The following is a 12,674-nucleotide window of genomic DNA, read 5'->3' as shown; positions in this document are numbered from 1 at the left end:
AAGATTCCGCGGAAAGCAAACGTTTGCGCGGGATCTTTTTGCGGGCTTCACTCCATCTAAAGGTATTAATTACCATGAGTTTAAAACGTATGTTCTGGTATAATATCTATGAGGTGAGGTAGAATGAAAATGGTAGAAATATTTTGGTATGAGGAAGAAAAACGTCTGCAAATCTGTGACAAAGGCGGACAGAGCAGGGAGTTTGATGTATTAGAAATGCTATTCTTATCACAGGACAGCTGCAGGGACCATACGGGAAAAGAATGGGAGTACATAGAATATAAAGTGCGGATACAGTGCAGAATGGATGATAATTTTAGAACATGCAGAATACGGCATTATCCGCAGAAGATGAAGTGGTTTATTTTAGAACGATTTGAAAAATATTTATAGCAAGGAAAGAAGTATGTACGATAGAAGCAGAAATGAAAACCCAGGACACTAGATGTGCCCTGGATTCAATTTTATTCTGAGATATTTAAACCGGCAAGCCTGGCTAATTCAAGGATAGAACTTTTTGATATCTTTTTTCCTTTGTACTCTACAAGATCCTCCATTTGACCAGTAAAAATGTCTGCTGGGTTGTATTTTTTCATGATGATCGTATCCTCATCCACGAAAATCTCCAGGGGATCCCTGTCGTTTACATCCAGATTACGCCTTAATTCGATCGGTAACGTTATACGTCCCAGTTCGTCAAGCTTTCTTACAATTCCTGTACTTCTCATGATTTTTCCCTTCTGTCTATGTATTTATTTATAACTCCACCAACATGATAACACAGTTATGCAGAGATTTATGGTGGTAGATTATGGAATATATAGGTGAATCCTGTTTCCTTATTTATGCATATGTGATATAAAGGGATTGGGATATATTTACATTGTAAGCCGATATAAATGAGATACTAATAATGTAATTACCCAGGCAACCGGAAGGGCGTTTCATCCGTTTCTAGATTTGTAGAAAAGGGTGATAAAATGGTTACATATAGTGAGTTATTTAACTTTGTAATTATACTTTGTGCTGTTATTGCTTTAATAATAACACACAAAAAATAGACGCCCTGTCTTTTGATGTGACCCCAATAAGTTAGACTTTATAGCGAAATAGTATTTTACTGCTTCGCTATTTCTAGTTTGCGCGCCATGGGCGCGCTCTAACGGGTGCAAGTCCCGAACATGCCCAGGTAGTGGGAAATGTATAGCCGAACGGCAAGGGTGTCCATCGTGAGGTGAAATCTGAAGGAAGCCGAAGGCAAATCTCTGGTCCGACGGACAGAAATCGCATATAAGGCTAGGTTTCGAGAGATGAGTTGGCTAGAAGCAACAAAGTCTATTAACTACCACATTTGTAGAAACAGAGTAAATGCGGCGGACATATGGAGAGAAAGAGCGTGCACCTTAAGCGTGGAGGTCTCACAGCGGTTTCATTAGCGGAGTAACAACGAACTGTGAGAAGTCAGCCGAGCCCATAGTAGTGGAGAAGTTTCTGTAATGGAAATGGAGTGAAGGGGGGAACTATCAATCAGTTTTAGTAGAGTCTCGATTGCAGAAAAGACAACATCTGCCGTAACCAATCGGGTTAAGGATGGTCAATTCAAGCGAGACAGAAAGGAACGAACGCGTGGATACAAGTAGTCTAATGGAGCAGATATTAAATAAGGATAATCTTAATACGGCATATCTGCAAGTCGTGCGGAATAAAGGTGCCGAGGGTGTGAACGGAATGATGTACACAGAACTCAAAGAATATCTTGAAAAGAACGGCGAAATCATCTAGGAGCAGTTGAGGTCTAGAAAATACACCCCCAAACCATTACGGAGAGTGGAGATACCAAAGCCAGACGGAGGTGTCAGAAACCTAGGAGTGCCAACAGTAACAGATCGATTTGTACAACAAGCCATTGCACAAATATTAACCCCAATCTATGAGGAACAGTTCCATGAACACAGTTATGGATTTAGACCGAACAGATGTGCACAGCAAGCCATCATTACAGCACTTGATATGATGATGGAAAGGATTGGATAGTTGACATGGATTTGGAGAAGTTCTTTGACACAGTAAACCATGATAAGTTAATGACGCTCATCGGCAGAACGATTAAGGATGGAGATGTAATCTCAATCATTCGGAAGTTTCTGGTAAGTGGAATTATGGTAGACGATGAATACAAGGAATCAGTGATAGGAACACCGCAAGGGGGGGATCTATCGCCACTTCTAGCAAACATCATGCTGAATGGACTCGATGAGGAAATGGAAGAACGAGGGCTCAACTTTGTCAGATACGCAGATGACTGTATCATAATGGTTCAGAGTGAAATGTCTGCGAGGCGTGTAATGAGGAATCTTCCAAAGTTTATTGAAGAGAAACTAGGGCTCAAAGTAAATATGACAAAGAGCAAAGTAGATAGACCAGGAGGTCTTAAATATCTTGGATTCGGCTTCTACTATGACAGCAGAGCACATCAGTTTAAGGCAAAACCGCATGCAAAATCAGTAGTGAAGTTCAAAGTAAGAATGAAACAACTAACTTGTGGAAGTTGGGGAGTAAGTAACGGTTATAAAGTACAGAAACTCAATGAACTCGTTAGAGGGTGGATAAACTATTTTAAGATAGGCAGTATGAAGACCCTTTGCAAAGAAATGGATTCCAGAATCCGTTACCGATTGCGTATGTGTATTTGGAAACACTGGAAAAATCCACAGAATAGAGCAAAGAATCTGATGAAGCTAGATGTGCCAAGATGGGCAGCATTTAAAATCGCTTATTGTGGCGATCAATATGCGAGACCTGCCCATAATGGATGGTTACAGAAAGCAATAAGCAACAAGAGATTAACCTCATTTGGATTGGTCTCAATGTTAGATTACTACACTGAAAGGTGTTTTTTTTGTTAAGTTGATTGAACCGCCGTGTACGGAACCGTACGCACGGTGGTGTGAGAGGTCGGAATTTCTCAATTAAGAGAAATTCCTCCTACTCGATTGCTACTTGGCTGAGCCTATATTCAACTGGACTCATCCAAGATAGTTTTTGCTTAATTCTTTGATTATTATAATAATCTATATATTTCTCTATTGCATTCTTTCATTCCTCATAACTGTAATACACGCAGCCATAATACATTTCTTGTTTCATTACACCAAAGAAGTTCTCTATAATGGAATTATCATAGCAGTTATCTTTTCTCGACATACTTTGGTATATACTGTTTGATTTTAACGTGTTGCTGTATGCTTTCATCTGATAAGTCTACCCCCGATCAGAGTGAAAAATTCTTCTATAGACACAGTCAGATGTGATTTCGATTGCTTCATTTAGAACATTCATTACATTCTGTGCTGAAGGTCTCTTATCAATGCCGTAACGAATTATTTCTGAATTGAACATATCCATAAATGGATCCGGATATAGTTTTTGTATTGTCATTCGTCCTTTATCATCTACGTTATAATATTTAAATTCAGTTGTATCCGTTGTTATCTTTTGATGTGGTATACAAGTGTTAAAACGTCGGTGGATTTTGTTTGGAGCAATCCGTCTTATCGTTCCCTCATATGAACTATATTTACGGCTTTTCCTTGTGAATGGCGTCACTTGAAGTCCAAGTTTTTGCACGATTCTTTGAACTTTCTCTTTATTTACGTCCATGCCTCGTTTTCCTTATTCGCCATGAATTCTTGGGTAACTAAAGTCCTTGTTGTCTTTACGAATTTCAAGAATAAGGTCTTCCAGTACAGCATCTGGATTTTCTCTTTTAAATCGCTTCTGCCAGTACATATATGTAGCTTTTGGAAATCCTGTATATGAGAGAATGCCTTTCAATTTGAAGTCTCTTCGGAGGCTGTGGATGACTCTTGCTATTCTCTCAGACGTGCTTCATCCTCTAGTTGCTTTACGTGTTCAGCACTTGTATCCATATGTGATGATTCAGAAGATGGTGATTTTTTTACTATTTGCTAATTTTAATGATTTCTTCCTACCTTTCTTCTTAGGTCCTAGTGCATCATATCCAGCAATTCTAAAATCATTTACCCACTTTGTAATGAGCGGTGGATTGTTTATTCCAACAGATAATGCCAGTTCTTGATAAGAGATCTCGGTTGATAGGTATAACTCTACCACATGAAGTTTAAAATGGAAAGGATATACATTATTTTTTTGAACGAAGCAGTCCTTCACCACCGAATTCTTTGTATGCATTTACCCATTTACGTGCAGATTCCATGTTGGACAAAGCATTTGAAAAGTTCACTAAAGTCGAAGGATTGTTTTTTCACTCAGATCAAGGTTGGCAATATCAGCATACTTCTTATAGAACTTCTTTAAAAGACCATGGAATAATTCAATCAATGTCACGAAAAGGGAACTGTTATGACGATTGCATTATGGAAACATTCTTTGGAAGATTAAAAAATGAAATGTTCTATGGATATGAGAAAGACGATTCTTCGTTTGAATAGTTTTCTAATGTAGTTGAAGAATATATAGATTAATATAATAACAAGAGAATTCAGGCTAAAACAAAATGGATGCCTCCTGTAAAATACAGAGAAGCATCCATGTGTTCCGCCTAAGTTAAATTTTAATGTGTCTAGGATTCTGGGTACATATCATTTAGGTCTAACTTCTTGGGGTCGGTACATTTGGCCAAATAAACGTCTATTTTTAGATCATATCTACCGAAGCGAATGAGTCGAATCCATCCATCCGGTTGTCTTATTAAGTTCATTATACTCAATATTTCCTAATATGTAGGGAAACGGTTTGGTGATTTTTGTCTAGTCTGTATAGTATGAAGGAACTAACTCGTATGACTTAAACTTTTTGTCAGTACTGAATGAAAATTGGACTTTAGTTTTAGGTTCCCAATTATTTGCATAATCTGTAAGGGTTTCAATGATAACATTGTTTTTATCCTTTAATTTTACATCTAATTGAAATGATGTAAATTTAGATGTCGTGTTATTTTCTAAAATTATTTTATATTCTTTATAGCCATATTCTGATGAAATAAGCTTGAGTTTGGAGGAGTTAACCATCTGTTTCACTTTATTATCAGTCTCCTCTTTATCGGTAACTTCCTTTGCGTTTGTTTCCATCTCTGTGAGAATTTTTTTATTTCGATCACTTATTTTCAAATCGTATTTTTTATTTATTTCAACGATTAATTTTGATCGCTCATCATAAGCTTTGCTCCAAAGGTCATCATATTTATTAGAATTCACAGTCATATATTTGAGAGCTGATTTTTGAGCTTTTAATTGATTTATATATTTTATTGCTAATTCTTGCAATTCAGAATCTTTAAACTTTTTATCTTTATATTGTTGAATCCCATTCAATTCTTTTGTGACAATGTTTTCGAAATGTTCTTGTTGTTTTTCACTTCCAGCTACAACGTCATCCGGGGTTTTAGTATCCCAACGTTCATCTAATCCTTTGGCCATATACTTTAAAAAGTCATCATCACAAAATTCATTTGTTGATTTGTTTGAACATGCGGTCAAAGTAAAAATTAATAGAGTGCAAATTGTTAATAATAGTGCCTTTTTTTTCATAGTAAAAATCCTCCTTAGTATATAAGTCTATAGTTACACCCCTCTTAAGTGTATCTAATTATATGATATTACATTCATGTCAAATAATCTATAAAATTATTATGTTTTGATTATCGTATTGTTCAAAGTAATTAAATAGCAACAAAGGATTTTGGTGAGTAACTTTTCCACACAAACATTAAAAAACCGAAACACCGCATAAATACGATGTTCCGGCTGTATGACCCCAACGAGAATTGAACTCGTGATTCGACCTTGAGAGGGTCGCGTCTTAACCTCTTGACCATGGGGCCTTCTTGCTGTCACCTTTATCTATTATATAGGTTTTTCAAAAAAAGTAAAGACAAATTTTAAAATTCTTTGTATATTTTTTCAAACATAGCAGAACGGTATACACAGGAAGCTTTTTCTGGTTTTAAATTTATGAGTTTTTCTTCATTATCTCCAGTCGGCTCTGGAAAGGCCTCCTTCCGACAATGAAGAAAAACTATCGTAGGATGGCACCTTCTGTTTAACTGTCATCCTTATCCAGCAGACACTACGTCCATGTTCTACATGATTGGAGTGAGGCATTCTAAGAGCCGAACGGAAATCATGTGGAACATGTCATACCCACAGGGCATCCCGTATTTTATACCCTGTGGGTGGACGTGCTTTGCACAATAAGGTATATTATATTAAACAGATGGTATATAGAAGAAATAGCAGAAGAGAAAAGGGTGCAGCATTATGTTAAAAGAACAGCAGGCAATGCTGGAATTAATTTTTAATTTAATCAAAGGTAATACAGAACATACGAGCAAGGTGGATTTTACACCGCAGAAGCCGTCATTTTCCAAGATGCCGGAGTCAGCACAGAGACTGCCCAGATCATCGCCTGAGGAGCAGGGGATCAGATCTGCCCAGATCATGGATCTCATGAAAGAACTTTTGAGCCTGAATAAGGTAGACATTCACCAGGTCATGGTCCTGAGGCATGGATATGTAATCGGAGAATGCCATTACGCTCCGTATCCGGAGAACTTATGGCATATTACCCATTCTCTGTGTAAAAGTATCACAGGGATAGCCATAGGAATGTTGATCGATGACGGAAAGCTGAGACTGGATGATAAGGTGCTGGATATATTTGATAAGAGTATTTTTTCTATCCGGGGCTTCCAGCAGAGAAACCTGACAGTGGAACATCTGCTTACCATGACCAGTCTGGTGCAGTTTAATGAAAGAGGAGCAGTATCCTGCAATGACTGGGTACGGGGATTTCTGGATTCTCCGGTTAACGGAACAGCTGGCTCTAAGTTTGAGTACAATAGCATGAATACGTACATGCTGTCAGCGATCGTGACTGAGATAACCGGAGAATCTTTGATGGATTATTTAAGGCCAAGGTTGTTTGAACCGCTGGGAATCACCAGGATCTTTTGGGAGAGCTGCCCCAAGGGTATCACAAAAGGCGGATGGGGGCTGTTTCTCTGTCCAGAGGATGCGGCGAAGATCGGGCAGCTGTGTCTTCAGAAGGGGATGTGGAACCAGTGTCAGCTTGTACCGCTACAGTGGCTTGAGGAAGCCTGTGTCTGTCATGTGGAAACTCCAAAACAGTTTGGAGCATACGGCTACGGATATCAGATGTGGATGGCGGGAAGACCCGGAAGCTATGTCTTCAACGGCATGCTGGGACAAAATGTTTTGGTATATCCGGATCTGGACATGGTCATTGTCACAAATGCCGGAAGCAATGAATTGTTTCATACTTCTTTGCTGTCAGATACGGTTGCAAAGTATTTTGAAGGAGACTTTATTCCGGAGGAACATGTCAGGAAGAATCCCTGGGCTTATCATAAGCTTCAGAATTTCCAGAGGAAAACAGGCATTCATGATACCAGATTTCCAGTGGTCTCCTGCGCAGGACTTAAAAAAGTGCTTTGGTATGGAAGCGAGAGCTACAAGAGAAAAAAACTCATCTCCCGGACAGAGGGACGTTTCTATAAGCTGGAGAAACAGCATGTGGGCATCCTACCGCTGATCATGCAGGTCTTTCATAACAACTTTACAGACGGGATCAGTGAAGTAGGATTCATAGTAAAAGACCAGAAGTTTTATTTCTGTTTCAGGGAAGGCAAAAAAGCCAGCATGATGGAAGTGGGATGGAAGGAAGCCAAGATCACGGAACTTGATATGCACGGGGAGCCTTATCTGGTGGCAGTCAAGGGACAGGCAGCCTATGACGAGGATGGGCACACGATGCTGAAGCTCAAGTTTTCTTTTATAGAGGAGGCGTCTACCCGTCAGCTGAAGATAAGGTTTACAGATGACCAATTAGAGATGATGTGGAGTGAATGTCCGGGGAAAGATTTGTTGCTTACTGGGCTGGATTCGATCATGTCTGAGGGGACCAGCAGTTTTCTTCTGGACAGTCTGATGGAAAAGGATACTATAGGCCTGGTTGACCTGCTCCTGGACCAGACGATCTGCCCAAAAGTGAAAGGGGAGGAAGACGATCAGGTTAGGGAGAGATTCTTAAGAGAGGTTCCAATTTCTTTTACTTTATAGTATGATAAAGCATAGTGTGCCCCGGAAGGGGAAGATTCTTGAGAGATAGGAAAGAAGGAGTAGTAATTTATGGAGTTTAAGTTAGACGTGCATTCTCACACCATTGCCAGCGGACATGCATTTGGGACAGTCAAAGAGATGGCCCATGCGGCGGCAGAAAGTGGATTTGATCTGTTTGGGATTACGGAACATGCCAAAGGGATTCCAGGAACATGTTCGGATGTGTATTTTAAGAATTTAAGAGTACTTCCGAGACAGATGTATGGCATAGAGATGATGTTCGGTTCAGAGATCAATATTATTGATTATAACGGCAGACTGAGTCTGGATGATGATCTGATGGAGGAGTTTCTGGACATTAGGATCGCAGGGATTCACGACCTGTGCTATAAAGTGGGAAACAGGGAGCAGAATACAGCGGCTTATCTGGGAGCTATGAAGCACCCGCTGGTGGATATCATAAGCCACCCGGATGATGGAAAGATTCCGATTGATTATAAGACTTTGGTCATGGGTGCGAAGGAGACAAAAACTTTGCTGGAGGTCAACAACAGTTCCCTCTGTCCTGAGAGCTTCAGGATCAACGCCAGAGAAAATTATTATGAAATGCTGGATCTCTGCAGGAAGCATAACGTTCCTGTGATCGTGAACAGCGATGCACATACTCCATATGCAGTAGGTGATCTCAACGAGGCAGAAAAACTGCTGAAAGAGATAGATTTTCCGGAAGAGCTGGTAGTAAACCGCTCTGTGAAAACTTTTAAAGAGGCTCTGCAAAAGAAACGAAAATAAAAAATCTGCGCAAAACTGCGCAGATTTTTTATTTTTGTGAAATTGTCAATGAAAGAGAACCAATGCCAGGATGACAGTGATAATGCCGGATATACCGATGGAGATACCGCTCATGGCTCCTTCGATCTCACCCAGCTCCACTGCCTTTGAAGTTCCGACAGCATGGCTGCAGGCACCGATGGAAACACCGGCGGCAGCAGGGTCAGTCACCTTAAAGATTTTGATCAGTGCAGGGCTTATGACTGCCCCCAGAATACCGGTGATCACCACAGCCGCCACTGTGATGGAGGGGATACCGGAAAGCTGGCTGCTGACTTCCATGGCGATGGGGGTTGTCACGGATTTGGGAAGCAGGGAGACAGTCAGATGTTCGTCAAATCCAAAAAGCCGGCACAGCACATAGACACTGGCGATGGATGTGGCAGCGCCCACAAAGCAGCTGATCAGAATCGGAAACCAGTGTTTTTTCAGCAGGTCAAACTCTCTGTAAATGGACAGTGCCAGGGAAGAGGTGGCAGGTGCCAGGAACATGGAGATGATGGCTCCGCCATTGTTATAATCCTCAAGGGGGATAGAGAAAATATTTAAAAACAGAATAATAAATGCTATGGAGAGCAGCAATGGGTTCAAAGCTGCGATCTTTGATTTTTTCTGTAATATCCGAAATCCCTCATAGACGCACAGGGAGAGGGCGATGGGAAACATGGGATTAGCAGTCAGTTCCTTCATTGGATTCTCCTTTCTTTTGCAGGGCTAAGATCAGACGCATGGAAAGTGACGTGGTGAAAAACGTGAGTACGGTAGTGAGCAGACAGATCAGGAGAAAAGGAATGATCTTTCCCTGAAGCAGCTGATATTTTTCCATGATTCCGATGCCGGCGGGAAGAAAGAAAAAAGCCATATGGTGAAGTAGAAAGTCACAGATATCTTGAATCTGATGTTCCTTTACGATCTTTGAAAGCAGAAGTATAAGCAGCAGAAACATGCTGATGATACTTCCCGGAAAAGCAAACGGGAGCAGCTTAGCCAGCCCTTCTCCTGCCAAACAGACGAAGAAAAGAAAGCTCATTTGTAATAGGTGTCTCATGTTATTTATCCTTTCTAAGTAAGTAATATATCATATCAGTACAGTATTTTTGAAGATCATCCTGATTTGACAGAAAGTTTTCATCCGGACAAAATCTTGTGTAACAATTTTGGGGTTCCGCCTTTTCCACTGCGGACTGATCTACAAAAGAAGCCATGGAAACCGGTATGACCAAATCTTCCAGCGGAAGATAGCGGTAATCTTTGGTATTTTTGTGGTAGTGCTTTAACTGTCCGTTGTCTAAAGGGCAGGATAAGCAGGCCTCCGATGAGGAAACACAAAGGCGGTGGCCGGATTTTTCAATAAAGAGCGATGTGGGGGCAGCAAATGGAAGAGACAGATGAACCGATAATTTGTGGTCCGTGATATGATGTTCTTTCACCGTAAAGCTGCCGTTACCCAGCGGTCCAAAAACCAGCAGTGACTGAATCCGGGGTAGGGATAAGATATCTTCCTTATTATGCTGCAAAATCATAGATTTTAATTCCGGCTGTCTGGTTTTTATGTAGTCTTGGTAGACTTTGACCAGTTGTCTGCCGGATAACCGGTCTTTGCGTTTTATTTCAAGGAACTCCTCTACGGTTTTTTGTTTTAAGTTCTGTAAGGGCAGCAGGTGTTTCCAGGAACGCAGATTTTTATAGAGGTCAATGCAGTTCTTTCCTTCTATAGAATAAGGAAGACCATACTCTTCACACTTCTTTTTTAGAAAAGGCAGGTCAAAGGTGCCTCCATTGTAGGTGACAAAGGTGTCAAACCGTTCTGCGTAGGAGAGAAAAGAAGAAAGAATTTTTTTTTGTTCCGATCCGGACTCATTAAACCACTGAACGGCTGTTCCGTCTTTTTCACAGCATCCTATGACCGTTAAGGCGGAGGTTTCCGGCGAAAGTCCGGTAGTCTCAATATCCAGATATAGAAGGTTTTCTTTTGTATTCAAGGGTCAGGCTCCTTTCAAAAACTGCTGTCCTTCATTATAGTTCCTGTGTGAATTTTTTTCAATCCCTAACCACAGGTGAAAGATTTATGTTATAATGACTTCAAAACGTCGCAAGGAGGATATGGAGTGATTTCATATATTAAGGGCATTTTAGTTTCCATGAGACCTGGGGGAGCGGTGGTAGAAAATAACGGTATCGGGTATGACATTATGATGCCTGCCGGTAAAGAGTTTCCGGGCGGCATCGGCCAGGAGGTCAAGATATACACCCACATGCATGTGAGAGAAGACGATCTGAGCTTATTTGGATTTCTGACAAAGGATGAGCTGGAAGCGTTTGAGCTGTTGATCGGAGTCAGCGGAATCGGGCCGAAGGTGGGGCTTTCTGTACTGGCTACCCTTTCTGTCTATGAATTGAAGATCGCAGTGATGAGTGATGATTCCAAAACTATCGCAAAAACACCTGGGCTTGGGCCAAAAGGGGCTAAGAAATTGATCCTGGAGCTTCGGGACAAGCTGGACTTTGAGGAATTTAAGCAGGAGGATACGGTAAGCTTTGAAGGAGAAACCCTGGAGGAGGATTCCGTGGCGATCACGGCACAGGGACTTGTAAGTCTCGGTTACTCCAGGTCAGAGGCGATGATGGCCATCAAGAAAGTAGAGAATGCAGCAGATTATGGGCCTGAGCAATTGCTAAAAAAGGCGCTGACGAAGCTGATATAGAGGAACATTATGTTAGATAGAATGATTTCCACAGAATTGGTGGAAGAAGATATTACAATAGAAAATAACCTAAGGCCGCAGAGCCTTGACGATTATATCGGGCAGGAAAAGGTCAAACAGAATCTTAGAATTTTTATCGAGGCTGCCAAGAGCAGAGGCGAATCTCTGGACCATGTGCTGCTTTACGGGCCTCCGGGTCTTGGAAAGACAACACTCGCAGGGATTGTTGCCAATGAGATGGATGTTCATCTGAAAGTGACCAGCGGGCCTGCCATAGAAAAACCGGGGGAGATCGCAGCACTGCTCAACAACCTTCAGGAAGGGGATGTGCTGTTTATCGATGAGATCCACCGGCTGAACCGTCAGGTAGAGGAAGTTCTGTATCCCGCCATGGAGGATTTCGCTATTGATATTCTGGTGGGTAAAGGACAAGCCGCGCGGTCGATCCGCCTGGAGCTTCCCAAGTTTACTTTAGTGGGGGCTACCACCAGGGCAGGGATGCTGACAGCACCGTTAAGGGACCGGTTTGGTGTTGTCAATCGGCTGAATTTTTATGAGACAGAGGAGCTTATGACCATTGTCATCAACTCAGCCGCCGTGCTGGGCATTGCCATCGAAGAGGAAGGGGCACGGGAGATCGCCAGAAGATCCAGAGGGACCCCGAGACTTGCAAACCGCCTGTTAAAGAGAGTCAGAGACTTTGCGGAAGTAAAGTATGACGGGATCATTACAAAGGACGTGGCAATGGTTGCCTTAAACCATCTGGAGGTAGATACCCTTGGACTGGATCAGATCGACCGGACATTGCTTAAGACAATGATTGACGTCTTTCGTGGCAATCCGGTAGGGCTTGATACCCTTGCGGCTGCGATTGGAGAGGATTCTGGGACCATAGAGGATGTATATGAACCATACCTGATCCAAAATGGTCTGATCCAGAGAACTCCAAGAGGGCGGATTGTGACAGGTGCCGCCTACCAGCATTTTGGACTGCCAATCCCGGAATAGGAGGGCTTAC

14 protein-coding genes, 1 tRNA gene and 2 pseudogenes are annotated in these 12,674 nt (G+C 41.6%); 8 read left to right on the top strand and 9 right to left on the bottom strand.

The features are described from left to right. The first annotated feature begins 123 nt into the window (after positions 1-123). Positions 124-393, top strand: coding sequence for a hypothetical protein (locus AR1Y2_RS11355; protein WP_137329053.1), 270 nt, complete (start codon positions 124-126; stop codon positions 391-393). 71 nt (positions 394-464) lie between these two features. On the opposite strand, the gene AR1Y2_RS11350 is transcribed toward AR1Y2_RS11355, so the two are convergent. Beyond that, positions 465-728: an AbrB/MazE/SpoVT family DNA-binding domain-containing protein gene (locus tag AR1Y2_RS11350; protein ID WP_137329052.1), complete on the bottom strand. Its 264-nt coding sequence runs from the start codon at positions 726-728 to the stop codon at positions 465-467. 898 nt (positions 729-1,626) lie between these two features. Between AR1Y2_RS11350 and ltrA the strand changes: the two are divergent. After that, positions 1,627-2,906 (top strand): annotated as a pseudogene (ltrA, locus tag AR1Y2_RS11340) (group II intron reverse transcriptase/maturase). A 79-nt stretch (positions 2,907-2,985) separates the two neighbouring features. Here ltrA and AR1Y2_RS18420 read toward each other — a convergent pair. From AR1Y2_RS18420 to AR1Y2_RS18415, 3 genes and pseudogenes are all read right to left on the bottom strand, one after another. Then, positions 2,986-3,135 (bottom strand): annotated as a pseudogene (locus AR1Y2_RS18420) (IS3 family transposase). A 126-nt stretch (positions 3,136-3,261) separates the two neighbouring features. Then, on the bottom strand, positions 3,262-3,660 hold the full coding sequence (locus AR1Y2_RS11325) for a transposase family protein (RefSeq protein WP_137329050.1): 399 nt from the start codon (positions 3,658-3,660) through the stop codon (positions 3,262-3,264). Between the two features lie 279 nt (positions 3,661-3,939). Beyond that, complete coding sequence (locus tag AR1Y2_RS18415; protein WP_137329049.1) at positions 3,940-4,212, bottom strand: helix-turn-helix domain-containing protein; 273 nt, start codon at positions 4,210-4,212, stop codon at positions 3,940-3,942. Positions 4,213-4,235: 23 nt separating this feature from the next. On the opposite strand from AR1Y2_RS18415, the gene AR1Y2_RS18410 reads away from it, so the two are divergent. Further along, on the top strand, positions 4,236-4,472 hold the full coding sequence (locus tag AR1Y2_RS18410; protein ID WP_137329048.1) for a DDE-type integrase/transposase/recombinase: 237 nt from the start codon (positions 4,236-4,238) through the stop codon (positions 4,470-4,472). 48 nt (positions 4,473-4,520) lie between these two features. After that, positions 4,521-4,586 (top strand): hypothetical protein, encoded by a 66-nt coding sequence (locus AR1Y2_RS18405; RefSeq protein ID WP_408608831.1) that lies wholly within the window; start codon positions 4,521-4,523, stop codon positions 4,584-4,586. A gap of 204 nt (positions 4,587-4,790) precedes the next feature. Here the strand turns inward: AR1Y2_RS18405 and AR1Y2_RS11310 are convergent, their stop codons facing one another. Together AR1Y2_RS11310 and AR1Y2_RS11305 are read right to left on the bottom strand one after the other, a co-directional pair. Further along, positions 4,791-5,570: an FxLYD domain-containing protein gene (locus tag AR1Y2_RS11310; RefSeq protein WP_137329047.1), complete on the bottom strand. Its 780-nt coding sequence runs from the start codon at positions 5,568-5,570 to the stop codon at positions 4,791-4,793. Between the two features lie 221 nt (positions 5,571-5,791). Beyond that, positions 5,792-5,863 (bottom strand) — tRNA-Glu (locus AR1Y2_RS11305). A 436-nt stretch (positions 5,864-6,299) separates the two neighbouring features. On the opposite strand from AR1Y2_RS11305, the gene AR1Y2_RS11300 reads away from it, so the two are divergent. Both AR1Y2_RS11300 and AR1Y2_RS11295 read left to right on the top strand, forming a co-directional pair. Continuing rightward, positions 6,300-8,120: a serine hydrolase domain-containing protein gene (locus AR1Y2_RS11300; protein ID WP_137329046.1), complete on the top strand. Its 1,821-nt coding sequence runs from the start codon at positions 6,300-6,302 to the stop codon at positions 8,118-8,120. A gap of 69 nt (positions 8,121-8,189) precedes the next feature. After that, on the top strand, positions 8,190-8,912 hold the full coding sequence (locus AR1Y2_RS11295; RefSeq protein ID WP_137329045.1) for a phosphatase: 723 nt from the start codon (positions 8,190-8,192) through the stop codon (positions 8,910-8,912). A gap of 45 nt (positions 8,913-8,957) precedes the next feature. Here the strand turns inward: AR1Y2_RS11295 and AR1Y2_RS11290 are convergent, their stop codons facing one another. From AR1Y2_RS11290 to AR1Y2_RS11280, 3 genes are read right to left on the bottom strand one after another with little or no spacing between them, the layout of a single operon-like run. Next, positions 8,958-9,641: an LrgB family protein gene (locus AR1Y2_RS11290; RefSeq protein WP_137329044.1), complete on the bottom strand. Its 684-nt coding sequence runs from the start codon at positions 9,639-9,641 to the stop codon at positions 8,958-8,960. Next, positions 9,622-9,999: a CidA/LrgA family protein gene (locus tag AR1Y2_RS11285; RefSeq protein ID WP_137329043.1), complete on the bottom strand. Its 378-nt coding sequence runs from the start codon at positions 9,997-9,999 to the stop codon at positions 9,622-9,624. Before AR1Y2_RS11285 ends, AR1Y2_RS11290 begins: the two co-directional genes overlap by 20 nt. 1 nt (position 10,000) lies before the next feature. Continuing rightward, the gene (locus AR1Y2_RS11280) at positions 10,001-10,933 is read right to left on the bottom strand and encodes a ribonuclease H-like domain-containing protein (protein WP_137329042.1); all 933 of its coding nucleotides are present in this window, start codon (positions 10,931-10,933) and stop codon (positions 10,001-10,003) included. A 126-nt stretch (positions 10,934-11,059) separates the two neighbouring features. Between AR1Y2_RS11280 and ruvA the strand changes: the two genes are divergently transcribed. Together ruvA and ruvB are read left to right on the top strand one after the other, a co-directional pair. Continuing rightward, positions 11,060-11,656, top strand: a complete 597-nt coding sequence (gene ruvA / locus AR1Y2_RS11275) for a Holliday junction branch migration protein RuvA (protein WP_137329041.1) — start codon at positions 11,060-11,062, stop codon at positions 11,654-11,656. Between the two features lie 9 nt (positions 11,657-11,665). Then, the gene (ruvB, locus tag AR1Y2_RS11270) at positions 11,666-12,664 is read left to right on the top strand and encodes a Holliday junction branch migration DNA helicase RuvB (protein ID WP_137329040.1); all 999 of its coding nucleotides are present in this window, start codon (positions 11,666-11,668) and stop codon (positions 12,662-12,664) included. The last annotated feature ends 10 nt before the right edge of the window (positions 12,665-12,674 follow it).

Origin of the sequence: Anaerostipes rhamnosivorans (assembly GCF_005280655.1) — a bacterium.
Classification (GTDB): domain Bacteria; phylum Bacillota; class Clostridia; order Lachnospirales; family Lachnospiraceae; genus Anaerostipes; species Anaerostipes rhamnosivorans.
The sequence above is the reverse complement of the archived record's forward strand: the minus strand, read 5'-3'. Positions and strand labels throughout refer to the sequence as shown.

Excerpts from the sequence above, each read along its gene's own strand:
- AR1Y2_RS11355 (WP_137329053.1), top strand. The coding sequence starts at position 124 with ATGAAAATGGTAGAAATATTTTGGTATGAGGAAGAAAAACGTCTGCAA.
- AR1Y2_RS11350 (WP_137329052.1), bottom strand. The coding sequence starts at position 728 with ATGAGAAGTACAGGAATTGTAAGAAAGCTTGACGAACTGGGACGTATA.
- AR1Y2_RS11325 (WP_137329050.1), bottom strand. The coding sequence starts at position 3,660 with ATGGACGTAAATAAAGAGAAAGTTCAAAGAATCGTGCAAAAACTTGGA.
- AR1Y2_RS18415 (WP_137329049.1), bottom strand. The coding sequence starts at position 4,212 with ATGCATACAAAGAATTCGGTGGTGAAGGACTGCTTCGTTCAAAAAAAT.
- AR1Y2_RS18410 (WP_137329048.1), top strand. The coding sequence starts at position 4,236 with ATGTTGGACAAAGCATTTGAAAAGTTCACTAAAGTCGAAGGATTGTTT.
- AR1Y2_RS11310 (WP_137329047.1), bottom strand. The coding sequence starts at position 5,570 with ATGAAAAAAAAGGCACTATTATTAACAATTTGCACTCTATTAATTTTT.
- AR1Y2_RS11300 (WP_137329046.1), top strand. The coding sequence starts at position 6,300 with ATGTTAAAAGAACAGCAGGCAATGCTGGAATTAATTTTTAATTTAATC.
- AR1Y2_RS11295 (WP_137329045.1), top strand. The coding sequence starts at position 8,190 with ATGGAGTTTAAGTTAGACGTGCATTCTCACACCATTGCCAGCGGACAT.
- AR1Y2_RS11290 (WP_137329044.1), bottom strand. The coding sequence starts at position 9,641 with ATGAAGGAACTGACTGCTAATCCCATGTTTCCCATCGCCCTCTCCCTG.
- AR1Y2_RS11285 (WP_137329043.1), bottom strand. The coding sequence starts at position 9,999 with ATGAGACACCTATTACAAATGAGCTTTCTTTTCTTCGTCTGTTTGGCA.
- ruvB (WP_137329040.1), top strand. The coding sequence starts at position 11,666 with ATGTTAGATAGAATGATTTCCACAGAATTGGTGGAAGAAGATATTACA.